This is a genomic window from Streptomyces radicis, from assembly GCF_003626575.1.
In the GTDB taxonomy this organism is placed as follows: domain Bacteria; phylum Actinomycetota; class Actinomycetes; order Streptomycetales; family Streptomycetaceae; genus Streptomyces; species Streptomyces radicis.
The window spans coordinates 132,573-158,603 of the sequence record NZ_RBDY01000002.1; the positions used below are offsets into that span (position 1 = coordinate 132,573).

Here is a 26,031-nt window from a genome sequence, read left to right on the forward strand (position 1 = left end):
GATGGCCCGATGGTGGCGCCGGGGGCGGGGAGTGTCGAGCCCCCGCGAGGGGGACGCGTCGCGCGATCCGGGCGGGCGGCGGCCGCCTCAGACCAGCCGGACGGGCTTGTCGGGGCGGACCCCCGCGCCGGCGAGCCAGTCGCGCAACGGTCCGGGGTCGCCGTCGTCCACCAGGCTGTGGACGGGGGCGGCCAGGTCGTGCTCGCGGGTGCCGCCCGTGAGCAGCACCGGGCCGTCGAGCCAGTCGAGCCCGGGGGCCGCGCCCGTCGTGTCGGCGGCCGCGCAGCAGATCGCCGCGGACACGTGCTCGACGAGGGCCTCGCGGTCGCCGGGCGGGGGCGGCCCCTGCGCCGCGGCCCCGGTGGGCGCCCGGGACTCGGCGCGGGCGGCCTCGGCGACCAGCCTGGCGGCGAGGGCGGCGGTGCCGTCCCGCGCGGCGGCGGCGTCGGCGAGCCGCTGGAGGGCGCAGGCCAGGGTGGGGGTCTCGGCGGCGTCGAGGGCGGCGAAGAGGCGGGCGGCGCGGTCGCGCCAGATCCGGTCGACGACCTCGTCGGGGTACGCGGTCCAGTCGACCGGCGTCCAGTCGGCGTCCCCGCGGCCCTGGGTGCCGTGGAAGAGGCGGGCGGCGAGCAGGGAGATGGCCTCGTCCATCGCGCCGGGCTCCTCGAGCAGGTCGCACGCGGGGCGCTCGCCGAGCCTGGCGGCGAAGCCCTCGGCGAGGCGGTCCCTGCGGGACAGCTCGGTGAGCGCGGAGACGACGCCCGCGTCCAGGCCCCTGGGCCAGCGCCCGATGCGCCAGGCGGGCAGCGCGACGCGGGTCAGCAGCCGGTCCCAGCCCGCGTACGCCAGGCCGACCTGCTCCTGCGCCGCGCTGCGCAGCCCCTCGTCCACGCCTTGGGCGCGGGCGGCGGCGGCGCGCGCCACGCCGCGCTCCATCTCCGCGCCGTATCCGGCGCCGAGCCGCAGCAGCACGCGCGCCACCAGCCCGGAGAACGCCGTCAGCGGACGCCGGTGCCGGGGAACGCCGCGGGCGAGACCGGCGGCGGCGTCCCACGCGCGGACGCAGCGGCGGGCCGACGCGATGTCGGGGTGCGCGGCGGGTCCCGTGCCCGCCACGACGGGCGCGAGGAGGGCGCGCAGCTCCCCCACCCGCATCCACCACAGGAACGGCGAGCCGATGACCAGCACGGGCCCGGGCGGCGCCGCGGCGCCCTGGACGCGGGGCGGCTCCTCGAGCCAGCTGTCGCAGTCGGGGGTCAGGGCGATGCCGCTGGGCGGGGGCACGTCGAGCCGGTCGGCCAACTCCCGTATCAGCCCGTGCAGGGCGGGCGCCGAACGCTCGGGCACCTCGATCGTGGGGGTGACGGCGGGGCGGGCGCGGGCGATGAACAGGCCGGTGGCCGTCGCGACGGCGGCCGTCGCCGCGGCCAGCGCGGTGACCGGCCAGCGCAGCGCGCCGGGCGCGCCCGCGGCGAAGAGCACCACCGCTGAGGCGGCGGGGATGAGGGCGAGGGCCAACGCGCCGTTCCGCACGCGGAGGACGGCGAGGGCGTCGTCCCGCGCGGAGCGCCCGGCGTCCCGCGATGTCCGCTGCACCATGCCCTGCCTCTCGCCGCGCGATGCCGCTGTGTGCCGTGTGCCGTGTGCCGTTCCGCTCTCCACTGTCGCACCGGGGACCGACACCGCAACGTGCGCGGGGCCGATCGCGTCGGCGCGGTGGAGGACGCCGCACCGCACCCTAGAGGGGGCGCCACCGGCCCGTCAGCACAACGGTCGGACGGTCACTCGATGGTGGGGCTTTGGGGAGAGGAGGGAACCGCTGAGGCGGCACGCGCCGCGATGTCGGTGCGATGGTGGGAGCCCGCGAGGCGGACGCGGGCGACGGCGCGGTAGGCGAGCGCCCGCGCGTCGGCGAGCGCGGGCCCCGCGGCGGTCACCGACACCACGCGCCCCCCCGAGCTGACCACGCGCCCCTCGTCGTCACGGCGCGTGCCGGCGTGCAGCACATACGCCTCGGGCCCGTCGTGCTCGGCCACCTCGGCCAGGCCCTCGACCGGGTCGCCCGTGCGCGGCTTGTCGGGGTACCCCTCGGCGGCGACCACGACCGTCACGGCCGCGCCCGCGCTCCAGCGCAGCGGGGGGAACGCGGCGAGCTGCCCGGTGGCCGCCGCGAGCAGCAGCCCGGCCAGCGGGGTGCGCAGCCGGGCGAGGACGACCTGGGTCTCGGGGTCGCCGAACCTGGCGTTGAACTCCACGACGCGCACGCCGTTCGACGTCAGCGCGAGCCCGGCGTAGAGCAGCCCGGCGAACGGGGTGCCGCGCCGCCGCAGCTCCTCGACGGTGGGCAGCAGCACGGTGTCGAGCACGCGCTCCACGAGGTCGGGATCGGCCCAGGGGAGCGGTGAATAGGCGCCCATGCCACCGGTGTTGGGGCCCTCGTCGCCGTCGTGGGCGCGCTTGAAGTCCTGCGCGGGCGTCAGCGGGACGACGGTCTCGCCGTCGGTGACGGCGAACAGGGAGACCTCGGGCCCGTCGAGGTACTCCTCGATGACGACCCGGCCGCACGCGCGGGCGTGCGCGCGGGCGCGTTCGCGGTCGTCGGTCACCACGACGCCCTTGCCCGCGGCCAGCCCGTCGTCCTTGACGACATAGGGCGGGCCGAACGCGTCGAGCGCCTCGTCCGCCTCCTCGGGGGTGGCGCACACATAGGCGCGCGCGGTCGGCACCCCCGCGGCGGCCATGACCTCCTTGGCGAACGCCTTGCTGCCCTCGAGGCGCGCGGCGTCGGCGGAGGGGCCGAAGGCGGGGATCCCCGCCTCGCGCACGGCGTCGGCGACCCCGGCGACCAGCGGCGCCTCGGGCCCGATGACGACCAGGTCCGCGCCGACGCGGGTGGCGAGGGCGGCCACCTCGCGGCCGTTCTCCGCGTCGACGGCGTGCGGCGTCGCCAGCTCCGCCGTGCCGGCGTTGCCAGGGGCGCAGTGCAGCTCCGTGACGGCCGGGTCGAGGGAGAGGGCGTGGCACAGGGCGTGTTCGCGGGCGCCGCCGCCGATGACAAGGATCCTCACGGGGCCCAAGACTAGGGGGTGTCCGCGTCACCCACCCGTTCGGGTGAGCGCGCGGCGTGGCCGGGTCGGAAGCGGCGCGCACGGCGGAGTGGTACCTCGTCGGCGCTGCTCGGGGCCGCGGCGCACGCCCGGCGCGCGCGCCCGCCGGATCAGCTGAAGACGATCATGGAGCCCTGCGCCAGGCTCCGCGTGGCCGCCGCGTGCAGGCCGAGCCACACATGGCGTTCCCTGACGAACGGGCCAGGCGCCTGGGCCGGGAGCGCGGCGGGCTCCTCGAGCGTGGTCGGGCGCTCGGGCGGCGCGGGCGGCGGTGGCGGCTTCAGGGGGTCGATGCCGAGCACCGGCGCCACCACCTCGAGCTCGCGCAGCAGCCCATGGCTCGAGCCGAGCGGCCCGCCGCCCGCCAGCAGCGTCTCGTTGACCAGCGGGTGCGGGAAGTCCACCGGGACATACGCGCCCGCGTGGTCGAAGTGCCACACCAGGTGGGACTGCTGGGCGCTGGCCTCGAACATCTCGAGCAGCTGCTGGTAGTCCCCGTCGAGCTCCACCGCTGGCTCCACCGGCAGGCCGCTGAGCTGGAGCAGATAGGCGCGGCGCAGGAGGTGGAGCGCGGCGTAGTCGAACCCCGCGACCGGCGCGACCGCGCCCGAGGTGCCGGGCACATACCCCTGGACGGGCACGGGCGGCAGGCCCGCGTCGGCCAGGGCGCGGTCGTACTCGGCCAGCTCGTCGGCGAAGGGGTTGTCGGGGCTGTGGCACAGCACGTCGACGAGGGGGACCAGCCACAGGTCACAGGCCACGTAACTGCTCTCTGTCAGGAAGTGAGGGAAGGAGGGAGGGAGGGAGGGACCCCGGTCGGGAGGACGCGTTCGTAGTCGGCGCTCCGGGTCAGCGTAGAGCCTGAAACGGCTTCACGCGTCGGCGACTTGCGCCGCGAGCTCGAGGGCGTGCTCGCGCTGGGCGCGCAGCAGGCGGTGGGTCTCCCCCACGTCCTGGCGCTCGACGGCGTCGGCGAGCTCGAGGTGTCCCGACCACAGCCGCCCGGCGAGCGCGGGCTCGCGGCGCAGATACGGAACGGTGAAGGCCCAGCACGCGACGCGCAGCCGGTCGAGGAAGTCCCCTATCGGGGGGTTGCCGAACAGCGCCTCGAACTCGCGCCAGAACCGCAGGTCATAGGCGATCAGTATGTCCAGATCGCCCGCGACGGCCGCCTGCCGGGCCGCGGCCGCGCGGCGGCGTATGGAGGTGAACGCCGAGGAGCTCGCCTCGCGCAGGGCCAGCTCGCGGTGGGCGCGCAGGAGGCCGTCGCTGACGATCGTCTGGGCCTCGACCATGTGGCGGAAGTCGGCGAGGGAGAGGCGCTTGATGCGGAACCCCCGGTGCTGCTCGACCTCGAGGAGGCCCTGCGCCGACAGGTCGACCAGGGCCTCGCGGACCGGGGTCGCCGAGACGCCGTACTGCTCGGCGATCTCCCGCACGGTGAACTCCCCGCCCGGGGCGAGCCGCCCGGCGAGGATCTCCTCCCGCAGGGCGTCGGCGAGTTGCTCGCGCAAGGTGCTGCGTTGAATCACGGCGGCCCAGCCTAGGCCCTGTCCGGGCGGACTTCGAGGAACGGCCCGCGGCGCGGGGCGATCGTGACCGGGCGCGCACCGCCGGTGAACGGGCCGTGTGACAGGGGGCGTTACGGAACGGGTGACGAGTCGTGACGTCCGGGAGCCGCCCCCGCCTGGGGCGTTGCCCTTATCCTCGTCCTCGTCGCCATCGACCGCGCACCGGGCCCTTCGGGAGGGGACACCACACATGGAACGCCTCGCGCCCGATGACCCGCGCAGCATCGGGGGGTACCGGCTGCTCGGCAGGCTGGGCGCGGGCGGGATGGGGCAGGTCTACCTGGCCCGTTCCGAACGCGGCCGCACCGTCGCGGTCAAGACCATCCAGCCCGGGCTGGCCCGCGAGCCCCACTTCAGGCGGCGGTTCGCGCAGGAGATCGCCACCGCCCGCCGGGTGGGCGGGGAGTGGACCGCGCCCGTCCTCGACGCGGACACCGAGGCGGCGACGCCCTGGGTGGCCACCGGCTACATCGCCGGGCCGACGCTGCACCGCGTGGTCGCCCACGACCACGGGCCGCTGCCCGGGCGCTCGCTGCGGATCCTCGCCGACGGCCTGGTCAAGGCGCTGCGCGACATCCACAGCACGGGGCTGATCCACCGCGACCTCAAGCCGTCCAACATCATGATCACCATCGAAGGCCCCCGCGTCATCGACTTCGGCATCGCCCGCGCCCTCGACGGCATCACGAGCGGCGGACTGACCAGCACGGGCGCGGTGATCGGGTCGCCGGGGTTCATGTCGCCCGAGCAGGTGCGCGGGCTGCGGCTCGGCCCGGCGAGCGACGTCTTCAGCCTCGGCTCGGTGCTGGCCTACGCGGCGACCGGGCGGCTGCCGTTCGGCACGGGCGACAGCGGCGGGCACGCGCTGATGTTCCGCATCGTTCAGGAGGAGCCCGACCTCGAAGGGGTGCCCGAGCCATTGCGCGGCCTGATCGCCGACTGCCTGCACAAGGAACCGGAGCAACGCCCCACCGTCGCGGAGCTGCTCGAGCGCACGGGCGTGAACGAGCCGGGCGGGGACGAGCCGCGCGGCCCCTGGCTGCCCGCCGAGGTGCTGGCGCAGCTGGGCAGGCACGCGGTGGCGCTGCTGGACAGCGAGGACCCGGACGCCGGGGAACGCCGGGACGGCGCGCTCGCCGCCAAGACCACGTCAACGGCTCAGCCCACGTCAACGGCCCGTCCCGCGGCGGCCGTTCACCCGCCGACCCAGGCCGCGCACGCGGCGCACCCGCCCGCGCACGCGGCGCCGCCGCACGCGCACCCCTCCGCCGCGCCCGCCTACGGCTGGGACTTCCCCGCGTCATCCGCGCCCCCCGCCACCCCCGTTGCACCAGCGGTGCCCCCGCCGGTGCGCGTGCGGGGCCTGACCACGGCGTTGACCTGGATGTTCGCCGGGCTGACGGTGCTCCTGACCGCCCTCGTGCTGCACCACGCCGCCGCCTTGGGCGAGATCCCCGGCTGGGACGACGACGGGATCGGGCTCCTCGGGCGGCACCTGGCCGACCCCGATGCCGCGATCCACGGCGCCGAGAGCGTCCTGGGCTTGGCCGTCTCCGTCGTGTGGCTCGTCTGGTTCCGGCGCGTCCGCCGCAACGCCGAGGCGATCGCGCCGGGCCGCATCCGCTACTCGGGGGCCGCATCGGTGTGGCTCTGGTTTGTCCCCCTTGTCAACCTCGCCCTGCCCAAGCAGATCGCCGACGACATCTACCGGGTCTCGCACCCGGCGCCCCGCCCGTCCCTCGCCCTGGTCAACGCCTGGTGGACGCTGCTGCTCGGGTACTTCGCCCTCAGCGTCGTCTCGGAAGGGAACGCGAACGTGGTGGGCACCCGGCGCGAGCCCGGTGGAGAGGCCATCGAGCTGGCGGAGAACGCCGTCGGCGCGCTCGCCGCCCTGCTCGCGCTGGTACTCATCCGCAGGATCAGCACCCACCAGAGCCGCTGGCTCACCGGCGTGGCACGGTGAAGGGGGCCGCGGCCGACCGGCATGGGCGGATGAACCGTTCACCTCTATTCTCGGTGGGGCAACCAACGTCAGTATCGGGGGAGTTTGCGGCGATATGGATCGGCTGACGCCACAGGACCCGCACCGGATCGGGGAGTACCGGCTGCTGGGCAAGCTCGGGGAAGGCGGGATGGGGCAGGTCTACCTGGCCCGTTCCGAACGCGGCCGCACGGTCGCGGTCAAGACCATCCGCTCCGCGCTGGCCCAGGAGCCGGACTTCAGGCGGCGGTTCGCGCAGGAGATCACCGCCGCCCGCCGGGTGGGCGGGCGTTGGACCGCGCCCGTCCTCGACGCGGACACCGAGGCGGCGACGCCCTGGGTGGCCACCGGCTACATCGCGGGGCCCTCGCTGCACGAGGTGGTCGGCCGCGACTACGGCCCGCTGCCTGAGCGCAGCGTCTCGCTGCTGGCCAACGGCCTGGCGCACGCGCTCTCCGACATCCACGGCGCGGGGCTCGTCCACCGCGACCTCAAGCCGTCCAACGTCCTCATGACGATCGACGGCCCCCGCGTCATCGACTTCGGCATCGCCCGCGCCCTCGACCCGGCCCCCGGCGAGAACCTCACGCGCACCGGCGCGACCGTCGGCTCCCCCGGCTTCATGTCGCCCGAGCAGGTGCGCGGCGGGCGGATCAGCCCGGCGAGCGACGTCTTCTGCCTGGGCTCGCTGCTCGCGTACGCGGCGACGGGGCGCACGCCGTTCGGCGCGCTCGACTCGGGCGTGCACATCCTGATGTTCAACATCGCCGAGGAGCGGCCCGATCTCACCGGTGTGCCCGAGGGGTTGCGGGAGCTCATATCCGGCTGCCTGGTCAAGGACCCGGCCCAGCGCCTCCCCGTCGACGAGGTGCTGCGCGCCACCACGCCCGAGGCGGTCTCGCGCGAGCCCTGGCTGCCCGGCGCCCTGGTCGCCCAGCTGGGGCGGCACGCGATCGAGCTGCTCGACTCGGAGAACCCCGAGAGCCGCACCGACCTGCCCGTCGTGCCCCCCGCGGACGCCACGCCGTCGCCGACCCCTTCGCCCGCGCCCGCGCCGGGGCCGCACACCGACGCGGGCCCGGCCAGCCCCGCCCCCGCGTGGCCCTGGTCCGCCTCCCCGCAGCCGCGTCCGACGCCGATGCCGTCGCCGTACTCGCAGCCCTCGGGCTCCTACCGCCCGCCGCCGCCCTCGCTGCCGTCGAGCGCCGGCTATCCCAGCTCCCCCTGGACCACGCCCCCGCCCTCGCGCGGCGGCCTCAAGCGCTCGACCGCCATCCTCGCCACCACCGCCGTGCTCGTGGTGATGGCCGTGCTCGGCGTGCTGGTCGCCACGCAGCTGGCCGGTGACTCCGGCGGCGGCGACGCGATCGACGACGGGTATCTAGGCGCCTGGCAGGGCGAGTACACCTCGAGCGGCGGCGACGTGCACGAGCTGCGCTTCGAGATCGAGCAGGGCGACGAGGGCGACATCGTGGGGCGGGCGCTGACCCTGGCCCCCGAGACCCTGTGCGTCTACCACATACGCCTCGACGCGTTCGACGACCGGCTCGACTTCACCGAGGAGTCCGAGTGGGCGGCGCCCCCCGAGCAGTCCGACGAGTCCTGTCGCGACAACGCCACGGTGCAGTCGCTCTCGCTCAACGCGGCCGGTGACGCGCTCGACTGGAGCTACAACGACCGCGGCGCCGAGCTCCACCGCGCCCCCGCGGCCTCCGCCACCAACGTCCCCGAGGCGCTCGTGGGCGAGTGGCGTGACGAGTGGGAGGACCGCGACGAGGACATCGAGGGCGAGGACATCGTCACCATCTCGCAGGGCCGCGTCGGCGACGTCGTGCTGCGCTTCGCCCGCTCGCAGGACGACGAGATGACCTGCACATGGGAGAACCACCTGGTGGCCACGGGGGACCGGCAGATCACCCTGGGGCCCGACCAGTTGGTGGAGACCGGCGAGGACGCGGACTGCAACGTCTATCCGGGCTTCCGGGTGTTCCAGGACGAGGACGACGAGGACACCCTCAAGATCAATTGGCTGGATCGTCTCGACGACGACCCCGCGGAGCTCGAACGTATCGAATAGGTCTCTTTCCTGTTTGCGCTTTGTCAGCGCCAGGTCACGAATCAGTACGGTTACCGCCTCTGGCAGGCCGGACGGGAACCGATCACGGTTCGGCCTCTGTCCCCCTCCTTGTGTACGGTCCCCCCGTATTCTCATGAGGCTTATCGGAGCGAAGGGGAGTAGCACGACATGAAACCGCTCGGGCCGACAGATCCTCAACGAGTGGGCCACTACCGGCTGCTGGGGAAATTGGGCGCCGGCGGAATGGGCAGTGTCTATCTCGCCCGCTCCGACCGCGGACGCACGGTCGCCGTCAAGCTGGTCCAGCCCGAGCTCGCGGCACAGCCGGAGTTCCGCCGCAGGTTCCAGCAGGAGGTGGAGGCGGCGCGGCGCGTGGGCGGCGAGTGGACCGCGCCCGTGCTCGGCTGCGACACCGAGGCGGAGACGCCCTGGGTGGCCACCGGGTATGTCGCGGGGCCCTCGCTCCACGAGGTCGTCGCGCACACCTACGGGCGGCTCCCCGAGCGCTCGCTGCGGATCCTCGCCAACGGCCTGGTCAAGGCGTTGCGCGACATCCACGCCGCGGGCCTGGTGCACCGCGACCTCAAGCCGTCCAACGTCATGATCACGATCGACGGCCCCCGCGTCATCGACTTCGGCATCGCCCGCGCCCTCGAGGCGAGCGGCGAGGGTCTCACCAGGACGGGGGCCGCGGTCGGCTCGCCCGGCTTCATGTCGCCCGAGCAGTGCCGCGGCGAGGTGCTGACGACCGCGAGCGACATCTTCTGCCTCGGCTCGGTGCTGACGTTCGCGGCCACCGGGTCCACGCCGTTCGGCGACGCCAACAGCGCCATGACCGCGCTCATGCTGCGGATCGTCCAGGGCCAGCAGGACCTCACCGAGGTGCCCGAGGGGCTGCGCGGCCTGATCGAGCGCTGCCTGGCCCAGCACCCGGCCGACCGGCCCGAGCTCGGCGAGCTGATCGCGGTCACCGAGTCCGACCCCGACGACGAGGAGCCGTGGCTGCCGGGCGCGCTCGTGGCCAAGCTCGGTCGGCACGCGGTCGAGCTGCTCGACTCCGAGGACCCGCTCCAGGCGCCGCCGAAGCCCGCGAACCAGCCGCCGCCCGCGATGCCGCAGGTCCCGCCGACGCCCGCGCCGCCCACGTCCATACCCGTGCCGCCGCCGAGCGCGCCCACGCAGCTCGCCACCCCGGCCACGCCGCCGCCGTCCCCGCCGCCCTCGCCGCACCCGAACGCGCCGGTGGACCCGATGGCGACGATGACCGCGCAGATGCCCGGGTACGGCACCCCGCCGCCCGCGGGCTACGGAACGCCCCACCCCGGCGCGGGCTATGGCACCCCGCCGCCCACCAGCGGCTACGGCTATCCGCAGGCCCCCGGCACGCCGGGCTACGGCTCGCCCGAGGTCGGCGCGGTCCAGGGCCCCTACGGCCCCGGCTACCCCGGCGGCGTGCCGCCGGGCGGCCAGGGCCCGGGGCACCGCGGCGGCGGGAACCGGAAGAACGTCACCTGGCTCATCGTCGCCGCCGTCGCCGTCTTCGCGCTGGCCGCGGGCATCGCGGTGATGTCCATGAGCGGCGGCGACGACGACCCGGACGACGACCCCACGGCCCAGCCGTCCCAGGGCCCGACCGGCGAGCCGACGGACGAGCCCACGGACGAGCCGACCGACGAGCCCACCGCTGACCCGACCACGGGCGGCGGCACCGTCGGCTACCAGTTCATCGGCGCGTGGGAGGGCGAGGTCTTCAGCGACGGCGAGGCGCAGGGCTGGTTCCAGCGGATCGAGATCACCGAGGGCTCCGCGGGCGACACGGTCGCCACCCAGTGGACGCTGCTCAGCACGCTGCTGTGCACCGAGGAGTCCGAGCTGGTCTCCGGCGGTGACACGCTGACCCTCGAGGGCACGGGCACCACCCACACCGTTCCCTCGAGCGACCCCGACCGGTGCGAGCCCTACGGCGAGCAGACCGTCGAGGCGCAGAGCGACGGCACGCTGCTGTGGTCGTCGGGCTCGCTGACGGCCGAGCTGACGATGTCCGCCCTGGCCCAGAGCGGCGACGGCATCCCGATCGCCGTCTACCAGAACACCTACGAGGGGCCCGACTGGAACGTGACCATCGCGCACAGCGCCTCGGCGGGCGAGGTCGCGGCCACCTACACCAACGGCACCTGCACATGGGAGGCGCACCTGGTCGCCAACCCCACGGACACGATGATGCTCGGCCCGGCCGAGGCGACGTCGGGCGACTGCGACCCGCTGCCGTCGTACACGATCACCTGGACGCTCGGGGCGAGCGAGAGCGACGCCCAGACGCTCCAGTTCACGGGCTTCGGCAACGGCGGCGGCGACTCGTTCACCGCGGAGTACACCGGCTGACGAACGCCCCGCCCACCGAGTTCCGCAGGTGGGCGGGGCGTTGTGGTGCCGAGGCTACGCCGCTGGCTCCTCGGGCTCGCCCGGTGTGCCGGATGCGCCGGAGCGGACGCAGGCGGGGCAGGCCCAGGCGGCGCGAAGCACCCGCCGCGGCGGCGTGTCCGGGTGCCGCTCGCACACGGGAGGCTCGGGCGCGGTGTCGAGCAGCGGGCGGTGGAACATGTCCCGCACGCGCGGTGGCTCGGCCGGATCGAGTGGGTTACTTGCCATCCTCGGTGTCGTCCTGCTGCTGGTCGTCCGGTTCGGGCTCGGCGGGCACGATCGTCTCCTGATCGGCCAGGTCGTAGCCGTTGACCTCGTCATGGGCCATGGTGGTGGTGTCCTTCCCTTGATGGTAGGGCGGGCCTCGGCCGTCGCGGAGGTGACGGCCGGGGGGATTCAACTGCCCTGGGTCCCTGCCAGATTCGTGAGGAGGCTCCTGGAGGCTTCCTCGCTCAGCGACGTGTCCCACATGTCGGCGAACGCCGCGTCATACCGGGCGATCTCGTGCGGCCGGTCCAGATGGAGCCCCTGCCGCCGTCCGGGCCGTACCGTCCCCAGCGGGGCGGCCTCACGGCGACGACAGGGGGTTCAGGGGTGGCCGCGCGGCTACTCGGCCAGGTGGGCGGGCCGGTCGCGTTCGATCGCGCCGTTCACCGCGCCTCCCAGGCGGCGCGGCTCGCCCGTCGGGCGGCCTCCCGCAGCCGCGCCACGGCGGCGCGGGCGTCGTCGTGGGCGGCGTGCCGCTGGTCGGCGTCCAGCGTGCGATCCTTCGTGCGGGCCACGGCCGCCAGCAGCCGCCCGATCGGGGCGGCGAGCACGGAGGACTCGCCCAACGGCGCGAGCGTGGCGACCAGTTCACCGGGAACGATCTCCGGGTACGGGAGCCGTGACCCGTCGTGGCGCAGCGGGTGGAAGGCGAGCGGGATCAGCCGCTCACGCGCCAGGCAGCTCGCGCACGCGCGATGCGTCCACCCGCCACCCGACCCGGCATGGTGCACCGCCACCACCGTCAACGGCGGCATCGTCGTCCCGCACGACGCACAGCGTTCGCTCACGACCCACCACCGCAACACACGTGCGTGGCCAGCGAAGGAACGCGGTCGCGACAGCCGAGGCACAGGTCGAGCGGCGTCGCGGGCGGGCAGTCCCGCCCGACGATCACCGTGACCGGCTCGTCGTCATCAAGCGGGGGCGGAGCGGGCAGCAGATGCTCCGGCGACGGCGTGAGGGGTGTGCGAGTCATGAACAAGCTCCTGTGACCGTCTCAATACCCGGAAAGTCCGTGCCAAGGACGGTAGGGAGTCGGGGTGGTCGCCAGCCAGCAATGTGCGACTTTGTGCGCACGAATGCCCCCGGCCAAACTGGCGCTCGATGCCTTCTTGACCAGGTGGCAGAGGGCGGGGAAGAGTGCCGCACAGGTATGCAAACCGCGACCGTGGGAGCCCGACGTGCCGCTACTGTTCATCGGAATCGACCCGAAGAGCGAACAAGGCGACAGCCCTACAGTGTGGGTGGACACCGACGCCAACGAGTTGCTGATCCAGGGGTGGACAGCCAGCCCGGAGGAAGTCGAGCGCTGCTACGCCGAGGGCGGCACCGCCCCCGGCCATGACAACGGAGTCCCCCCGCACGAGACCGTCATCCGCCTCCCCGCCCGCATGGCCCCTACCATCAGGAATGCCCTCAATGCCCTCGACCAGCCCCGTCCCGCCGATCGCTGAACTGCTCGACTCGACAAGGCAGTCCGCCTGCCACCTGGAGATGCGCGACGTCTACGCGGTGGCTCCTGAGTCCACCGAGCTGGCAGCGTGGCGGCGAACGGGACAGCGGTCCGGCCCCGAGTCCGCATACTGGCGCAGCTGGGTGGAGCTGGTCCGTCGGGCCGTGGCCCGCGGCGTCTCCGTGCGCCGGGCCCGCGTCGTGTCCGAGCCGGTGACCGAGTACATCCGCTTCGAGCATGCGGGCACCCCTGTGAACCTGGCCGCGGGTGAGGATGTGCGGTGGCTACCACGCCGCCACGCCTCGGACATCGCTCTGCCGGGGAACGATTTCTGGCTTCTCGACGGCCGACTCGTCCGCTTCGGCCACTTCAACGGCGACGGCGCACTCACGGGACACGAGCTCACCGAGGAACCGGCCGTCCTCGAACTGTGCTCGGCCGCGTTCGAGACCGTATGGTCCCGCGCAGTCCCGCACGACCAGTACCGCATTCACTGACCGCACCGGCTGGCCAGCACATGCCCACATCCCCGTCCTCGTCAGCGCAGGCCGCGCGCGCCGCAGTCGGCACCAGATTGCGAGACCTGCGCCTTGACGCCGGACTGACCATCACGGAGCTGGCCAGCCGCTGCGGCTGGCACCACTCGAAGACCAGCCGCATCGAGAACGCCCGCTCCTCGCCTACGACACCGGACATCCGGGTGTGGTGCCGCGCCTGCGGAGTCGAGGACCAAGCGCCCGACATCATCGCCGCATCACGCAACGCCGAGTCCCTGTACGTGGAATGGCGACGCACCATGCGTACCGGGCTGCGGCACCTCCAGCAGAGCTATGCCGATCTCTTCGACCGGACAACGCTGTTCCGCGTCTACTCGGCGCGGATCGTTCCGGGGCTGGTCCAGACCGAGGGCTACGCCGCGGCGCTCCTTGGCGGCGTGGCGCGCTTCCACGAGGCCCCCGACGATGTGAGCGAGGCCGCCGCCGCCCGTGTGGAGCGCTCGCGCATCATCCACCGCCCGGGACGAAGGCGCTTCCTGCTGCTCATCGAGGAAGCCGTCTTGCGCTACCAGCTCGCCGACGCCGACGCCATGGCTGCTCAGCTCGGCCACCTCCTCTCGGTCGGGACCCTCCCCGCGGTGTCGCTGGGCGTCATCCCCGCAGGGCTGCCCGAACGGTCGATCCGGCCGTTGGAGGCGTTCCACATATACGACGAGCTGGTGGCGGTGGAACTGCTGACCGCTCGTGTGACGGTGACGCAGCCCTCGGAAGTGGTCCTCTATCAGAAGGCGTTCGACGAGCTGCGCGAGCTGGCGGTGTACGGCTCCGAAGCGCGGACGCTGATCGTACGAGCGATCGAGGCGCTCGGCCGGTGAACGTGCGGGGACGTTGAACGGCCGTCGCCGTCACACGGCGGCTTGTGGCAATGCGGGCCAGGTCACTCCCGCCTGCGGGGAGCACGGTGGCTGAGCAGTGACGGCCGCCGTCGCCGCGCGTGACCGCGGCAGCCACACCGCGGAACGGGCCGGGCGCGGGGCGCCCGGCCCGCTGACGTACGGGCGGACGCGTCAGACGAACGCGTTGATCTGGATCGTCTCGTCGCGCCCTGGGCCCACGCCGATGGCCGAGATGGGGGCGCCCGAGAGGTCTTCGAGCGCCCGCACATACACCCGCGCGTTCTTCGGCAGGTCCTCGAACGAGCGGGCCTTGCCGATGTCCTCGCTCCAGCCCGGCAGGTACTCGTAGACTGGCTTCGCGTGGTGGAAGTCGCTCTGGCTGTACGGTAGTTCGTCCACGCGCCGCCCTTCGATGTCATAGGCGACGCACACCGGGATCCGGTCCCAGCCGGTGAGGACGTCGAGCTTGGTGAGGAAGAAGTCGGTCAGCCCGTTGACCCGTGTCGCATACCGCGCGATCACCGCGTCGAACCAGCCACAGCGCCGGTCCCGCCCCGTGGTCACGCCGAACTCCCCGCCGATGCGCCGCAGCGCCTCGCCGTCCGCGTCGAGCAGCTCGGTCGGGAACGGGCCCGCGCCCACGCGCGTGGTGTACGCCTTGAGGATGCCGATGACGCGGCTGATCTTCGTCGGCCCGACGCCCGACCCCGTGCAGGCGCCGCCCGCGGTGGGGTTGGACGACGTGACGAACGGATACGTGCCGTGGTCGACGTCGAGGAGCGTGCCCTGACCGCCCTCGAACAGCACGACCTTGCCCTCGTCGACCGCCTGGTTGAGGATCAGCGCGGTGTCGCGGACATAGCCCTCGATCCGCTCCGCGTAGGAGAGCAGCTCGGTGACGACCTGGTCGGCGACGAAGGCACGGCGGTTGTAGATCTTGGCGAGCAGTTGGTTCTTGTGGTCGAGCGCCGCCTCGACCTTCTGCCTGAGGATCGACTCGTCGAAGAGGTCCTGGACGCGGATCCCCTGCCGGTTGATCTTGTCGGCGTACGCGGGGCCGATGCCGCGGCCCGTGGTGCCGATGCGGCGGGTGCCGAGGAAGCGCTCGGTGACCTTGTCGATGGTCTGGTGGTACGGGGTGATCAGATGGGCGTTGCCGCTGATCAGGAGGCGCGAGGTGTCGATGCCGCGCTCCTCGAGGCCGCTCAGCTCGGCGAGCAGCACCTTGGGGTCGACGACGACGCCGTTGCCGATGACGGGCACGCAGCCGGGCGAGAGGATGCCGGACGGCAGCAGGTGGAGGGCGTACTTCTGGTCGTCGACGACGACGGTGTGCCCGGCGTTGTTCCCGCCCTGGTAACGCACCACGTAGTCGACCGAACCGCCGAGCAGATCGGTGGCCTTGCCTTTGCCTTCGTCACCCCACTGAGCGCCGAGCAGCACAAGTGCGGGCACAGGCGTACACCCCTTTCGAGCGGGGCATCTACGCAAGGGCTGCCCCGGATCGACGAAACCCCTGGCGCAATCGCGACAGGGGCTCTTGCACAGAGAGCTTACGGGAGACGCAGCCGGGAGGCGAACAGTCAGGTGCTCATCGTCATCGACCCGACGGCTCGGCGGACGGACGGGGAATCGGTGCGCATCGCCAGGGATGTGCTGTGCGCCGGCGAGGGTGAGGCGAAGGTGTGCGTGCTCGACGGGCCGGGCTCGCTCACCCGCGTGCTCGAACGCCGGGGCGGGCGACGGCTGGTGATCGTCGGCGACGACGGCGCGCTGCTGCGCGCGGTCACGCTGCTGCACGGCACGGGCGAGCTGGGGGCGAGCCCGCTCGCCATGGTGCCCGTGGGCCCTGGCCCCTCGGTCGCGGTGGCGCGGGCGCTCGGGGTGCCGACGGACGCGGTGGCCGCGTCGCGCGCGGTGCTCACGGGGACGGTCAGGCGCCTCGACCTGCTGACGGACGACGCGGGTGGCGTCGTGCTCGGGCCGCTCGGCATCCCGGCGCCGCGCGCGTCGGGGGCTTCGGGGCTGTGGTGGCGCACGGTGCACCGGCCGCGGCAGCGGCTGCGGGTCGAGGCGGACGGCCGGGTGCTCGCGGACGTGGACCGGCCCGTGGCGGGGGTGTCGCTGCGCGCGGCGGGCGGCGGCCGCGCCGAGGTGGTGGTGCGGCCGAGCCAGGCGGGGGGCGACGTCTCGGCGCTCGCCAGGTCGGTGACGGTGTCGGGAGCGGCGTTCAGCTACCGGGCCGACACGGTGGACGTGGGCCCGACGCGCGAGCGCACCTGGACCGTCCGCCCCGGGGCGCTGCGCCTGACCGTGCCCGCGGGCGGCTGAACGGGCCGGTGAACGGGCGGCTGAACGGGCAGGGGGCCGCGCGCCGTCATGACGACTCCCCGCGGAAGGCGCGCCAGCGCTCGAGGACGCTGCCGAGGTCGTCCCTGAGGAACGCCAGGAACGCCGCCGTCTCGGCCATCCGCGCCCCCGCGTGCGACTCGGGGCCGACCGCGTCGAGGCCCGCCTGCATGGTGCTCACCCAGCGCGTGAGCAGGGTGTCGCGGTTGGCGACGGCCTCGTACCACACGTCGTGGTGGAGCCGGTAGCGCTCGCGGCGCGAGCCCGGCTCGCTCTCCCTGCCGATCAGGTGCATCTGCTCGAGGTAGCGCTTGGCCCCTGAGATCGCGGCAGGGGAGACCTGGAGCCGCTCGGCCAGCTCGGCGGAGCTGAGGGAGCGCTCCTCCGACACCAGCAGGCAGGAGAAGATCCGGGCCGGCATGCGCGGCATCCCCGCGCTGGCCAGGTCACCGGCGAACCGCTCGACCCACTGGGCCATGACCTCCGTGAACGGGGGTGACTGCGGTGCCTCCTCCTCGGGACGCTGTGCGGGGACATCGTGATTGATCACCGGGCCATCCTCCCATTGGTCTCCCAGAGGTTGACGATTCCCTAACTTCACAAACTTGTGAAGCCACTGTAGATTCAAAACCATGAACACGGCAAGCAACGCCATCACCGTCAGCGGTCTGGTGAAGACCTTCGGCCGCACCCGCGCCCTTGACGGCCTTGACCTCGAGGTGGGGACCGGGGAGGTGCACGGCTTCCTCGGACCCAACGGGGCGGGGAAGTCCACCACCATCCGCGTCCTGCTGGGGCTGCTCCGTGCCGACGCGGGCACCGTCTCCCTGCTCGGCGGCGACCCCTGGAACGACGCCGTCGAGCTGCACCGCAGGCTCGCCTATGTGCCGGGCGACGTGGAGCTGTGGCCCAATCTGAGCGGAGGCGAGGCCATCGACCTGCTGGCCAGGCTGCGCGGCGGCCTCGACGCCGAGCGCAGGGCCGAGCTCGTCGACCGCTTCGACCTCGACCCCACCAAGAAGGGCCGCACCTACTCCAAGGGCAACCGCCAGAAGGTCGCGCTCATCGCCGCCCTCGCGTCGAACGCCGAGCTGCTGCTGCTCGACGAGCCGACGGCCGGGCTCGACCCGCTCATGGAGGTCGTCTTCCAGGACGTCATCGCCGAGGCCAAGGACGCGGGCAAGACCGTGCTGCTCTCCAGCCACATCCTGGCCCAGGTGGAGAAGCTGTGCGACCGCGTCAGCATCATCAGGCTCGGCAGGATCGTGCAGTCGGGGACGCTCAGCGAGATGCGGCACCTCACCCGCACCAGCATCGAGGCGGAGACGTCCACGCCGGTCACCGGGCTCGACGAGCTGCCCGGCGTGCACGACGTGCGCGCGGAGAGCGGCAAGATCCGCTTCGGCGTCGACGGTAACCACCTGGACGGCGTGATCCGCCACCTGGCGGGCTTCGGCGTCCACAGCCTGGTGAGCCACCCGCCGACGCTCGAGGAGCTGATGCTCCGCCACTACGGCGACGAGCTCGAGCACAACGGGCACAACGGGCACAACGGGCAGCACGCCGCGGGGGCCTCGCGATGACCGCCACCGCCACCGCGCCCACGACAGGGGAGCGGGCCGACAGGACCGGAGGGCCACGCAGCCCGCTGGCCGGCACCGGCACGCTCATCCGGTTCAACCTGCGCCGCGACCGCGTCCGCCTGCCGGTCTGGATCGGCGCCTCGCTGCTGGCCACCGTGGGCTCCGTCAGCTCCTTCAAGGCCACCTACCCCGAGCCCGAGGACATCGAGTCGGCGAAGGCCACCTTCGAGGCGCCCGCCGGCCTCGCCATGTCCGGGCCCGATCACTACCTCAGCGGCGAGTATCACTACGGCGCCATGACCGGTCACCAGATGATCAGTTACATGGCACTGGTGATCGGCATCATGAGCATCCTCACCGTCGTGCGGCACACCCGCACCGAGGAGGAGACGGGCCGCGCCGAGCTGCTGCGTTCCAACGTGATCGGCCGCCACGCCCACCTGGCCGCCGCGCTCGTCGTCGCCGTCGCGGCCAACGTCCTGCTCGGCGTGCTGCTCGCCGCCGGGCTCGGCTCGCTCGGCGTCGACGGCGTGACCGCGAGCGGCTCCCTGCTCTACGGCGCCACCAGCGTCGGCATCGGCGTCGTCTTCACCGCCATCGCGGCCATCACCGTGCAGATCACCCCGTTCGCCCGGGGCTCGTCCGGCATGGCGATCGCCGCCCTCGGCGTCGCGTACGCCCTCCGCGCGGTCGGCGACGTCGGCGCGGACACGTTCTCCTGGCTCTCCCCGATCGGCTGGGCCCAGCGCACCTACGTCTACGTCGACAACCGCTGGTGGCCGCTGCTGCTCAACGTCGCGCTCGCCGCCGTGTGCGTCGCGCTCGCCGTGTTCCTGTCCACGCGCCGCGACGTCGGCGCCGGGCTCCGCCCGCCGCGCCCCGGCAGGCCGAGCGCGACGGACCGGCTCGCGCACCCGGTGGCGTTCGCCCTCAGGCTGCACCGCGGCGTGCTGATCGCGTTCGGCTTCGGCGCGCTGCTGATGGGCGTGGCCTTCGGCTCGCTGCTCGGCGAGACGGACGACGTGCTGGACAGCAGCGACGAGTTCAGGGAGACCGTCGAGGAGCTCGGCGGCAGCCTCGAGGAGGCGTTCGCCTCGGTCGTGCTCGCCATCCTGGTGCTCATCGCCATCTGCTACGCGGTGATGACCGTGCTGCGGGCGCGCGCCGAGGAGACCGGCGGCCGGGCCGAGCCCCTGCTGTCGACCGGCCTCTCCCGCACCCGCTGGCTCGGCAGCCACCTGGTCGTCGCGCTGGCGGGGGGCAGCCTGATCAGCGTGCTCGGGGGCCTCGGGTTCGGCCTCGCGGGCGCGGGCCCCGCCGACGACAGCGGGCTCATCTGGAGCCTGACGTGGGCCGCCGCCGCGTACGCGCCCGCCGTGTGGGTGACCGCGGGGATCGCGCTCGTGCTCGTCGGCTGGTTCCCCGGGGCGTCCGCCGCGGCGTGGGCCGCGCCGGCGTACATGTTCTTCACCGTCTATCTGGGCCAGCTGATGGACACGCCGGACTTCCTGCTGAACCTCTCGCCCCTCAGCCACGTCCCGCAGGTGCCCGCCGAGGACCTGGAGTGGACCCCGCTGCTGATCCTGACCGCGCTCGCCGCGGGGCTCATCGCCCTGGGCCTCGCGGGCTTCCGCCGCAGGGACCTCGACCTCAAGTAGCGCCACCTGGCAACGCCACAGGGCCCGGCCGCCACCTCCCCGTTCGGCGGCCGGGCCCTCACCCGTAGAGATCTCTCCGGATGCGCGAGGAGTCACGGACTGTTCGCATGAGTGACAACCCGTCACGCCCCCCGCGTGCGGCTGACGACCGGAGGTCACTCGTCCATGAAGTACCTGCACCGCACCGCCACCCGGCTGACCGCGGCCGCCGCCACATCCGTGCTCGCCCTGGGCCTGGCCGCGCCCGCCGCACTCGCCGCCGACGACGCCAAGTCCGTCTCGGACCAGGGGACGTCCCCGCTGACGATCTCGCCGAGCTCGGGCGGCGCCGGCACCACGGTCACCGTCAAGTCCTCATGCCAGCCCGCCGGTCCGGCCACGTCGCAGGCGTTCCAGGAGAACATCACCCTGCGCAAGGACGAAGACACCCGCTGGGTCGGCACGGGCCGCATCAAGACCAGCGGCCTCCAGGTCGGCAGAAGCTACCAGGTCACCGTCCGCTGCACCGACGGCGTGACGCTGAGCACGACGTTCACGTTCACCGCGGGCACGCCGAGCGGCGGCGCCTCGGCCGGCTTCGGCGGCTCGGGCGGCGCGAACAGCGGCTCGACCCAGGCGACCGCCCTCGCCGTCGGCGGCGGCCTCGCGGTCGCGGGCGCGGTCGGCTATGTGTTCCTGTCCCGCCGTCGGCGCTCCACCGGCAACCACTACTGATGCCGCGGGTGCCCACCGTCCCCGGTCTCGGCCGGCTCGTCCGCCTGCTGCGCGAGCGCGCGCGGCAGGTGGGCCGGGCCCGCGTGGTCGCCGCCGCCCTCGCCCGGTGGCGGGCGGGCGCGCCGCGCGCCGGGGCCGCGTGCCGCCGCCACGCGGGGCGCGCCCTGGCCACGGTCAGCCGCGGACGCCTCACCCTGAAGGAGCGGCCACGGGCCGTCGTCCTCACCAAGGCCACCGACCGGGCGGCCGACCAGGCCACAGGCCAGGCCAACGGCCAGGTCACCGGCCAGGCGAACGCGGCGCCCCCCGGGCCCCCGCCGCGCCCGCCCGCCAGGACCCGGCAGCAGCGGCTCGCCGCGTCGAGCCGCCGGTTCGAGGTGGCGGCGGCCGGGGGCGCGATCGCCCTCGGCCTGCTGGCCGCGCTGCTCTGGCCCGACGCGGGAGGCTCGATGAGCGAGGCCCGCGCGTCGAGCAGCATCGCCGACGGCGTCTCCAGGCCCGGCGCGGTGGACGCCCCGGCCGCCGCCCCCGACGCGGGCTCGACCGCGGACCTCGACCCGTCCATATCGGGCGAGCCGTCGGCCGTCGTCGCCCCGCCCCTGACCAGGGCTGACCCGGTCCGCGTGCGCATCCCGCAACTCAGCACCGACGTCGAGGTCTTCGGTGCCGACCTCTCCCCCGACGGGGGCCCGCCATCGCCGTCCGAGGAGGACGCCCAACGCGCCGCCTGGTACTCGGGCGGCGTCTCCCCCGGCGAGCGCGGCGCCGCGATCCTGGTCGGGCACCTCGACACCTATGACGGGCCCGCCGCGTTCGCCGGGCTCGGCTCGCTGCGCCCCGGCGAGACCATCGAGATCGACCGCGCGGATGGGCAGATCGCCGTCTTCACGGTGGACTCCGTCGAGCAGTACCCCAAGTCCGACTTCCCCGACGAGCGCGTCTACGGCTCGGTCGACAGCCCACAGCTGCGGCTGATCACCTGCGGCGGGCGCTGGACCGAGGGCGGCGGCTACGACTCCAACATCGTCGCCTACGCCCGCCTCACCGCCTCCACGATCTCCGCGAGCAGCCATGTCCCGGCGGTCGACCCGGGGATGAACGGCGCGTAGTGCCCGGTGCCCGGCAGCAGCGCGAGCCGGGCACCGTGGCGTTCCGCGTAGCCGCGCGCGACCTCGGGCGGCACCTGCGCGTCCTCGGCGCCGTGCGCGAGCAGCACGGGCGCGGGCGGCCGCGGCCCGTCGAGCGGATCGGCCGCGCCCTGCGCGAGGAACGCCGCCACCGCCCCGGCGCCCAGGCCGAGCTCCGCCGCGCGCCGCAGATCGGCCAGCGCGCCCACCCCGACCGTGGCCGCCACCCGGTCGGGGCGGCGCGCGGCCGCGAGCAGCGCGAGGTGCGCGCCCGCCGAGTGCCCGACCAGGACCAGCGGCCCGTTCCCCGGCAGCGCGGCGAGCCCCGCCCGCACGTCCTCGAACGTGGCGGGCCACCCGCCGCCCCCGCCCACCCGCCGGTACTCGGGCAGCGCCACCGCGACGCCGCGCGCCACGAGCGCCGCCGCGAACGGCACGAGGTAGCCGCGGTCGTACGCCTGCCGCCAGAACCCCCCGTGCAGCAGCACCGCCCTTGGCGCGCCCGGCTCCTCGGCGCCGTAGAGGTCGACGCGCTGCTCCGGGTCGTCGCCGTAGGCCACGGTCGCGTCGGGCGCGGGAAGGGGCCCACGCGCCGCCGCGAGCAGGGCGTCGGCCTCCTCGGCGTCACGCCCGGTCTCCGGCGCCCCCTCGCTCACCCGCCCCCCAGCGCCAGGCCCAGCTCCCACGCGGCGCGTTCGGCGTCGGCGAACGTCGTGTACAGCGGCGTGAACCCGAACCGCAGCAGGTCGGGCGGCCGTTGGTCGCCCACCACGCCGCGGCTCACCAGGAGCGCGTGCACCGCCTCGGCGTCGGGGCAGCGCACCGACACCTGGCTGCCGCGCCGCGCGTGCTCGATCGGCGTGATCGGGCCCGCGTCCACGCCCGGCGGCAGCTCGGCCGCCAGCCGCTCGATGAAGAAGTCGGTCAGCGCCAGGCTCTTGGCCCGCACCGCCGCCAGGTCCACGCCCTCCCAGACGCCGAGCGCCGACTCGAGCGCGAGCAGCGACAGGATCTCCGGCGTCCCCACCCGCCCCCTGGCCACGCCCGCCGCGGGCGTGTGGCGTGGCTCCATCGCGAAGGGGTCGGCGTGGGAGTTCCAGCCGGGTAGCGGCGAGTCGAAACGCTCCTGGTGCGCGGCGCGCAGATAGAGGAACGCGGGCGATCCCGGGCCGCCGTTCAGGTACTTGTAGGTGCAGCCGACCGCCAGGTCCACGCCCCACGCGTCCAGCTCGACGGGCAGCGCCCCCGCGCTGTGGCACAGGTCCCACACCGCGAGCGCGCCCGCGTCGTGCGCCGCGGCGGTGACCGCGGGCAGGTCGTACAGCTCGCCCGTGCGGTAGTCGACGTGGTTGGCCAGGACGGCCGCGGTGCGCGGGCCCGCCTCGGCGGGCATCCGCTCCACCGGCACGGGCCGCACGGCGTGGCCCGTCATCCGGCCCACGGAGGCCGCGACATAACCGTCGGTGGGGAAGGTCGCCGCGTCCACCAGGATCTCGTCCCGGTCGGGCCCGGCCAGGCGCACGGCGCCGACCAGCGCCTTGAACACGTTGACGCTCGTCGAGTCGCCGACCACGACCTGGCCAGGGGCCGCGCCCACGAGCGGCGCGATCAGCTCGCCGACCCGCTCGGGCGCCGTCCACCAGCCCGACTCGTTCCATGACCTGATGCGCAGCTCGCCCCACTCGCGGGCCAGCACGCCGGCAAGCCGCTCGGGGACGTCGCGCGGCAGGGCGCCCAGGGAGTTCCCGTCGAGGTAGACGGTGTCGTCGAGCACGAAACGCCCCCGCAGCGCCCGCAGCGGATCGGCCGCGTCCCGCGACGCCGCGGCGCCCCGCGCCTCAGACCTGGCCACGCGCGGTCCACAGCTCGGGGAACACCCAGCGGGCGGCCCGCTTCTCCAGCCACGCGACGCCGGGCGAGCCGCCCGTGCCCGTCTTGCCGCCCATCGCGCGGCGCGTGGCGGCCAGGTGGTCGTTGCGCCAGCGCCACACGAGCTCGGCCACCTCGGTCAGCGCCTCGCCGAGCCGCAGCAGCGCGCCGCCGTCGGGCCCGTCGTCGCCCGCCGCGTAGATCCGCTGCCACACCGCGGCCACCCCGTCGTGGGGCTCGTAACGCTGGGTCAGGTCCCGCTCGAGCACCTCCACGGGGATCCGCTCGCCACGGCGCGCGAGATGGGCCAGCACGTCGTCGTACAGGCTCGGCTCGCGCAGCGCCTTCTCCAGCTCCGCGTGGGCGCGTGGCGTCCCCTTGTGGGGCACGAGCAGGGACGCCGACTTGTCACCCAGCAGGAACTCCATCCGCCGGTACATCGCCGACTGGAACCCCGAGCCCTCGCCGAGCGCGGGGCGGTAGGCGTTGAACTGCCTCGGGGTCAGGTGCGCCAGCGGCTCCCACGACGCGTTCAGCGCGCGCATCTCGTGGGTCGAGCGGGCCAGCGCGGCCAGCGCGTCGGGCAGGCGGTCGGCGCGCAGTGCGTCGGCGGCGGTGCGCCACTCGTGCACGAGCACCGTGAACCACAGCTCCATGACCTGGGTGGTGACCAGGAACGCCATCTCGCCGGGGTCGTCCGTGAGCGGGTGCTGGAGGTGGGTGATCACGTCCGCGCGGACGTAGCTCTCGTAGGGGGTGGGGTGTTCCCCGAAATCCATGACCGGTTGCTGCGACATCGTTGTCTCCGTGGGCCGCTTGGTTCGCACGTCAGCGTACGTGCGGCAGGCGCGAGGCGCCCCGCGGGGGAGCGGGGCGCCTCGGGGGCCCTTCCGGGTCGTCAGGACAGCGTGTCGGCGGCGGTGGGCGAGCTGTCCCTGAGGAACGTCGCGCAGCGCTCGTACTCCTCCTGCTCGCCGATGGCCCCCGCCGCGCGGGCGAGGGCGTGCAGGGCGCGCAGAAAGCCCCTGTTGGGCTCGTGCTCGAACGGGACCGGGCCCTGGCCGCGCCAGCCGCTGCGCCGCAGGGCGTCGAGACCGCGGTGGTACCCGGTGCGGGCGAACGCGTAGGACTCGATGGTCCGGCCCTCGGCGAACGCGTCGTCCGCGAGCTGGGCCCAGGCGAGCGAGGAGGCCGGGTACTTCGCGGCCACCTCGGCCGGGGCCGTCCCGGCCGCGAGCAGCTCCCGGGGCTCGGGGTCGTCGGGCAGGTGGGTCGGGGGCGGGCCCCCGAGGAGATTCTCATGGATGGCCATGCGGACCAGTCTGCCGGTTCGCCGCGGAAAGGCCCCCCCGGGGCCGGGCCCCGGGTGCCGAGCGCGCTACTTCAGCCGGGTGCCCGTGGACCGCAGGTGGCCGCAGGCGGCGGTGACGCGCTCGGCCATCCCGGCCTCGGCGAGCTTGCCCCAGCTGCGCGGGTCATAGGTCTTCTTGTCGCCGACCTCGCCGTCCACCTTGAGCACGCCGTCGTAGTTCCGGAACATGTGGTCCGCGATCGGGCGGGTGAACGCGTACTGCGTGTCGGTGTCGAGGTTCATCTTGACCACGCCGTTCTCCAGCGCGGTGGCGATCTCCTCCTCGGTGGAGCCCGAGCCGCCGTGGAAGACGAAGTCGAACGGGCTCTCCTTGCCGAACTGCGCGCCCACGCCCTCCTGGAGGTCCTTCAGCAGGTCGGGGCGGAGAACGACATTGCCCGGCTTGTAGACGCCATGGACATTGCCGAACGAGGCGGCCAGCAGATAGCGGCCCTTGTCGCCCAGGCCCAGCGCCTCGGCGGTGCGGACCGCGTCCTCGACGGTGGTGTACAGCTTGTCGTTGATCTCGTGGCTGACGCCGTCCTCCTCGCCGCCGGTCGGGGTGATCTCCACCTCCAGAACGATCTTGGCCGCGGCGGCGCGGGCCAGCAGCTCCTCGGCGATCTCCAGGTTGTGCTTCAGGGTCTCGGCGGAGCCGTCCCACATGTGGGACTGGAAGAGGGGATTCTCACCGCGCGCGACGCGCTCCTCGGAGAGGGCGATCAGCGGGCGGACATAGCCGTCCAGCTTGTCCTTGGGACAGTGGTCGGTGTGCAGCGCGATGTTCACCGGGTACTTCTTGGCGACCACATGGGCGAACTCGGCCAGCCCGGTGGCGCCGGTGACCATGTCCTTCTGGTACTGCCCGCCCAGGAACTCGGCGCCTCCGGTGGAGATCTGGACGATGCCGTCGCTCTCCGCCTCGGCGAATCCACGCAGCGCCGCGTGGAGGGTCTGCGTCGAGGTGACGTTGATGGCCGGATAGGCGAACTTTCCTGCCTTCGCCCGGTCGAGCATCTCGTGGTAGACCTCGGGGGTCGCGATGGGCATCTGTCCGCTCCTTGGAGTGTGCGTTGCGTTCGACAGCCCGAATATCCTCCCAGACCTGCC

General features: G+C 73.9%; 26 protein-coding genes. 11 read left to right on the top strand and 15 right to left on the bottom strand.

Annotation, left to right across the window (positions count from 1 at the left end; all coding sequences use genetic code 11):
- Nucleotides 1-87 precede the first annotated feature (87 nt).
- From D7318_RS03525 to D7318_RS03540, 4 genes are all read right to left on the bottom strand, one after another.
- Complete coding sequence (locus D7318_RS03525) at nt 88-1,599, bottom strand: M48 family metalloprotease (RefSeq protein ID WP_120695352.1); 1,512 nt, start codon at nt 1,597-1,599, stop codon at nt 88-90.
- Between the two features lie 182 nt (nt 1,600-1,781).
- Nucleotides 1,782-3,068: a phosphoribosylamine--glycine ligase gene (gene purD / locus D7318_RS03530; RefSeq protein WP_120695353.1), complete on the bottom strand. Its 1,287-nt coding sequence runs from the start codon at nt 3,066-3,068 to the stop codon at nt 1,782-1,784.
- A gap of 149 nt (nt 3,069-3,217) precedes the next feature.
- On the bottom strand, nt 3,218-3,868 hold the full coding sequence (locus tag D7318_RS03535; RefSeq protein WP_120695354.1) for a hypothetical protein: 651 nt from the start codon (nt 3,866-3,868) through the stop codon (nt 3,218-3,220).
- 111 nt (nt 3,869-3,979) lie between these two features.
- Nucleotides 3,980-4,639, bottom strand: a complete 660-nt coding sequence (locus D7318_RS03540) for a GntR family transcriptional regulator (protein ID WP_230423309.1) — start codon at nt 4,637-4,639, stop codon at nt 3,980-3,982.
- A gap of 229 nt (nt 4,640-4,868) precedes the next feature.
- Between D7318_RS03540 and D7318_RS03545 the strand changes: the two genes are divergently transcribed.
- From D7318_RS03545 to D7318_RS33310, 3 genes are all read left to right on the top strand, one after another.
- The gene (locus D7318_RS03545) at nt 4,869-6,641 is read left to right on the top strand and encodes a protein kinase domain-containing protein (RefSeq protein WP_120695356.1); all 1,773 of its coding nucleotides are present in this window, start codon (nt 4,869-4,871) and stop codon (nt 6,639-6,641) included.
- A 94-nt stretch (nt 6,642-6,735) separates the two neighbouring features.
- On the top strand, nt 6,736-8,736 hold the full coding sequence (locus D7318_RS03550) for a serine/threonine-protein kinase (protein WP_120695357.1): 2,001 nt from the start codon (nt 6,736-6,738) through the stop codon (nt 8,734-8,736).
- A gap of 168 nt (nt 8,737-8,904) precedes the next feature.
- Nucleotides 8,905-11,118: a protein kinase domain-containing protein gene (locus D7318_RS33310; RefSeq protein WP_220729489.1), complete on the top strand. Its 2,214-nt coding sequence runs from the start codon at nt 8,905-8,907 to the stop codon at nt 11,116-11,118.
- Between the two features lie 54 nt (nt 11,119-11,172).
- Here D7318_RS33310 and D7318_RS32380 read toward each other — a convergent pair whose 3' ends face one another.
- The 4 genes from D7318_RS32380 to D7318_RS32385 all read right to left on the bottom strand — a co-directional run bounded on the left by D7318_RS32380 (nt 11,173) and on the right by D7318_RS32385 (nt 12,400).
- Nucleotides 11,173-11,385 carry a hypothetical protein gene (locus D7318_RS32380; protein ID WP_147437606.1) on the bottom strand — a complete coding sequence of 71 codons (213 nt, stop codon included), beginning with the start codon at nt 11,383-11,385 and terminating at the stop codon, nt 11,173-11,175.
- Nucleotides 11,386-11,553: 168 nt separating this feature from the next.
- Nucleotides 11,554-11,715: a Scr1 family TA system antitoxin-like transcriptional regulator gene (locus tag D7318_RS34875; protein WP_220729508.1), complete on the bottom strand. Its 162-nt coding sequence runs from the start codon at nt 11,713-11,715 to the stop codon at nt 11,554-11,556.
- A gap of 92 nt (nt 11,716-11,807) precedes the next feature.
- Nucleotides 11,808-12,212 carry a hypothetical protein gene (locus D7318_RS03560; protein ID WP_147437607.1) on the bottom strand — a complete coding sequence of 135 codons (405 nt, stop codon included), beginning with the start codon at nt 12,210-12,212 and terminating at the stop codon, nt 11,808-11,810.
- Nucleotides 12,209-12,400, bottom strand: a complete 192-nt coding sequence (locus D7318_RS32385; RefSeq protein ID WP_147437608.1) for a hypothetical protein — start codon at nt 12,398-12,400, stop codon at nt 12,209-12,211. Before D7318_RS32385 ends, D7318_RS03560 begins: the two co-directional genes overlap by 4 nt.
- Nucleotides 12,401-12,605: 205 nt before the next feature.
- Here D7318_RS32385 and D7318_RS03565 point away from each other — a divergent pair, with 205 nt between their 5' ends.
- The 3 genes from D7318_RS03565 to D7318_RS03575 are packed head-to-tail and all read left to right on the top strand — an operon-like array spanning nt 12,606 to nt 14,249.
- The gene (locus D7318_RS03565) at nt 12,606-12,878 is read left to right on the top strand and encodes a hypothetical protein (RefSeq protein ID WP_120695695.1); all 273 of its coding nucleotides are present in this window, start codon (nt 12,606-12,608) and stop codon (nt 12,876-12,878) included.
- Nucleotides 12,844-13,374, top strand: a complete 531-nt coding sequence (locus D7318_RS03570) for a DUF6879 family protein (protein ID WP_120695359.1) — start codon at nt 12,844-12,846, stop codon at nt 13,372-13,374. The genes D7318_RS03565 and D7318_RS03570 overlap by 35 nt, the downstream gene beginning before the upstream one ends.
- 20 nt (nt 13,375-13,394) lie before the next feature.
- Nucleotides 13,395-14,249 carry a helix-turn-helix domain-containing protein gene (locus tag D7318_RS03575; protein WP_120695360.1) on the top strand — a complete coding sequence of 285 codons (855 nt, stop codon included), beginning with the start codon at nt 13,395-13,397 and terminating at the stop codon, nt 14,247-14,249.
- 192 nt (nt 14,250-14,441) lie between these two features.
- On the opposite strand, the gene D7318_RS03580 is transcribed toward D7318_RS03575, so the two are convergent.
- Entirely contained in the window at nt 14,442-15,725 is a 1,284-nt protein-coding gene (locus D7318_RS03580; protein WP_120695361.1) for an adenylosuccinate synthase, read from the bottom strand.
- Nucleotides 15,726-15,863: 138 nt separating this feature from the next.
- Here D7318_RS03580 and D7318_RS03585 point away from each other — a divergent pair, with 138 nt between their 5' ends.
- Nucleotides 15,864-16,601: a diacylglycerol kinase family protein gene (locus D7318_RS03585; protein WP_120695696.1), complete on the top strand. Its 738-nt coding sequence runs from the start codon at nt 15,864-15,866 to the stop codon at nt 16,599-16,601.
- Nucleotides 16,602-16,647: 46 nt separating this feature from the next.
- Here D7318_RS03585 and D7318_RS03590 read toward each other — a convergent pair whose 3' ends face one another.
- A complete protein-coding gene (locus D7318_RS03590) occupies nt 16,648-17,169 on the bottom strand; it encodes a GbsR/MarR family transcriptional regulator (RefSeq protein WP_230423311.1) in 522 nt (173 codons plus the stop codon).
- Between the two features lie 82 nt (nt 17,170-17,251).
- Here D7318_RS03590 and D7318_RS03595 point away from each other — a divergent pair, with 82 nt between their 5' ends.
- The 4 genes from D7318_RS03595 (at nt 17,252) to D7318_RS33660 (ending at nt 21,683) form a co-directional block, all read left to right on the top strand.
- Nucleotides 17,252-18,202, top strand: coding sequence for an ABC transporter ATP-binding protein (locus D7318_RS03595; RefSeq protein ID WP_120695363.1), 951 nt, complete (start codon nt 17,252-17,254; stop codon nt 18,200-18,202).
- On the top strand, nt 18,199-19,860 hold the full coding sequence (locus D7318_RS03600; RefSeq protein WP_120695364.1) for an ABC transporter permease: 1,662 nt from the start codon (nt 18,199-18,201) through the stop codon (nt 19,858-19,860). The genes D7318_RS03595 and D7318_RS03600 overlap by 4 nt, the downstream gene beginning before the upstream one ends.
- 165 nt (nt 19,861-20,025) lie before the next feature.
- Nucleotides 20,026-20,574: a hypothetical protein gene (locus D7318_RS03605; RefSeq protein ID WP_120695365.1), complete on the top strand. Its 549-nt coding sequence runs from the start codon at nt 20,026-20,028 to the stop codon at nt 20,572-20,574.
- Complete coding sequence (locus D7318_RS33660) at nt 20,574-21,683, top strand: class F sortase (protein ID WP_230423313.1); 1,110 nt, start codon at nt 20,574-20,576, stop codon at nt 21,681-21,683. Before D7318_RS03605 ends, D7318_RS33660 begins: the two co-directional genes overlap by 1 nt.
- Here D7318_RS33660 and D7318_RS03615 read toward each other — a convergent pair.
- The 5 genes from D7318_RS03615 to fbaA all read right to left on the bottom strand — a co-directional run bounded on the left by D7318_RS03615 (nt 21,605) and on the right by fbaA (nt 25,971).
- Nucleotides 21,605-22,357 carry an alpha/beta hydrolase gene (locus tag D7318_RS03615; RefSeq protein WP_230423314.1) on the bottom strand — a complete coding sequence of 251 codons (753 nt, stop codon included), beginning with the start codon at nt 22,355-22,357 and terminating at the stop codon, nt 21,605-21,607. The genes D7318_RS33660 and D7318_RS03615 overlap by 79 nt on opposite strands.
- Complete coding sequence (kynU, locus tag D7318_RS03620; RefSeq protein WP_120695366.1) at nt 22,354-23,553, bottom strand: kynureninase; 1,200 nt, start codon at nt 23,551-23,553, stop codon at nt 22,354-22,356. The genes D7318_RS03615 and kynU overlap by 4 nt, the downstream gene beginning before the upstream one ends.
- A complete protein-coding gene (locus tag D7318_RS03625) occupies nt 23,540-24,367 on the bottom strand; it encodes a tryptophan 2,3-dioxygenase (protein WP_120695367.1) in 828 nt (275 codons plus the stop codon). The genes kynU and D7318_RS03625 overlap by 14 nt, the downstream gene beginning before the upstream one ends.
- Before the next feature lie 101 nt (nt 24,368-24,468).
- Nucleotides 24,469-24,882 carry a DUF3151 domain-containing protein gene (locus tag D7318_RS03630; RefSeq protein ID WP_120695368.1) on the bottom strand — a complete coding sequence of 138 codons (414 nt, stop codon included), beginning with the start codon at nt 24,880-24,882 and terminating at the stop codon, nt 24,469-24,471.
- Between the two features lie 66 nt (nt 24,883-24,948).
- Nucleotides 24,949-25,971, bottom strand: coding sequence for a class II fructose-bisphosphate aldolase (gene fbaA, locus D7318_RS03635; RefSeq protein ID WP_120695369.1), 1,023 nt, complete (start codon nt 25,969-25,971; stop codon nt 24,949-24,951).
- Nucleotides 25,972-26,031: the final 60 nt, after the last annotated feature.

Bases quoted from the DNA above. Each gene is read 5' to 3' on its own strand.
- D7318_RS03575 (WP_120695360.1), top strand. From the start codon at position 13,395: ATGCCCACATCCCCGTCCTCGTCAGCGCAGGCCGCGCGCGCCGCAGTC.
- D7318_RS03595 (WP_120695363.1), top strand. From the start codon at position 17,252: ATGAACACGGCAAGCAACGCCATCACCGTCAGCGGTCTGGTGAAGACC.
- D7318_RS03630 (WP_120695368.1), bottom strand. From the start codon at position 24,882: ATGGCCATCCATGAGAATCTCCTCGGGGGCCCGCCCCCGACCCACCTG.
- D7318_RS33310 (WP_220729489.1), top strand. From the start codon at position 8,905: ATGAAACCGCTCGGGCCGACAGATCCTCAACGAGTGGGCCACTACCGG.
- D7318_RS03545 (WP_120695356.1), top strand. From the start codon at position 4,869: ATGGAACGCCTCGCGCCCGATGACCCGCGCAGCATCGGGGGGTACCGG.
- D7318_RS03605 (WP_120695365.1), top strand. From the start codon at position 20,026: ATGAAGTACCTGCACCGCACCGCCACCCGGCTGACCGCGGCCGCCGCC.
- D7318_RS32380 (WP_147437606.1), bottom strand. From the start codon at position 11,385: ATGGCAAGTAACCCACTCGATCCGGCCGAGCCACCGCGCGTGCGGGAC.
- D7318_RS32385 (WP_147437608.1), bottom strand. From the start codon at position 12,400: ATGACTCGCACACCCCTCACGCCGTCGCCGGAGCATCTGCTGCCCGCT.
- D7318_RS03525 (WP_120695352.1), bottom strand. From the start codon at position 1,599: ATGGTGCAGCGGACATCGCGGGACGCCGGGCGCTCCGCGCGGGACGAC.
- D7318_RS03600 (WP_120695364.1), top strand. From the start codon at position 18,199: ATGACCGCCACCGCCACCGCGCCCACGACAGGGGAGCGGGCCGACAGG.
- D7318_RS03570 (WP_120695359.1), top strand. From the start codon at position 12,844: ATGCCCTCGACCAGCCCCGTCCCGCCGATCGCTGAACTGCTCGACTCG.
- fbaA (WP_120695369.1), bottom strand. From the start codon at position 25,971: ATGCCCATCGCGACCCCCGAGGTCTACCACGAGATGCTCGACCGGGCG.
- D7318_RS03625 (WP_120695367.1), bottom strand. From the start codon at position 24,367: ATGTCGCAGCAACCGGTCATGGATTTCGGGGAACACCCCACCCCCTAC.
- D7318_RS03550 (WP_120695357.1), top strand. From the start codon at position 6,736: ATGGATCGGCTGACGCCACAGGACCCGCACCGGATCGGGGAGTACCGG.
- D7318_RS33660 (WP_230423313.1), top strand. From the start codon at position 20,574: ATGCCGCGGGTGCCCACCGTCCCCGGTCTCGGCCGGCTCGTCCGCCTG.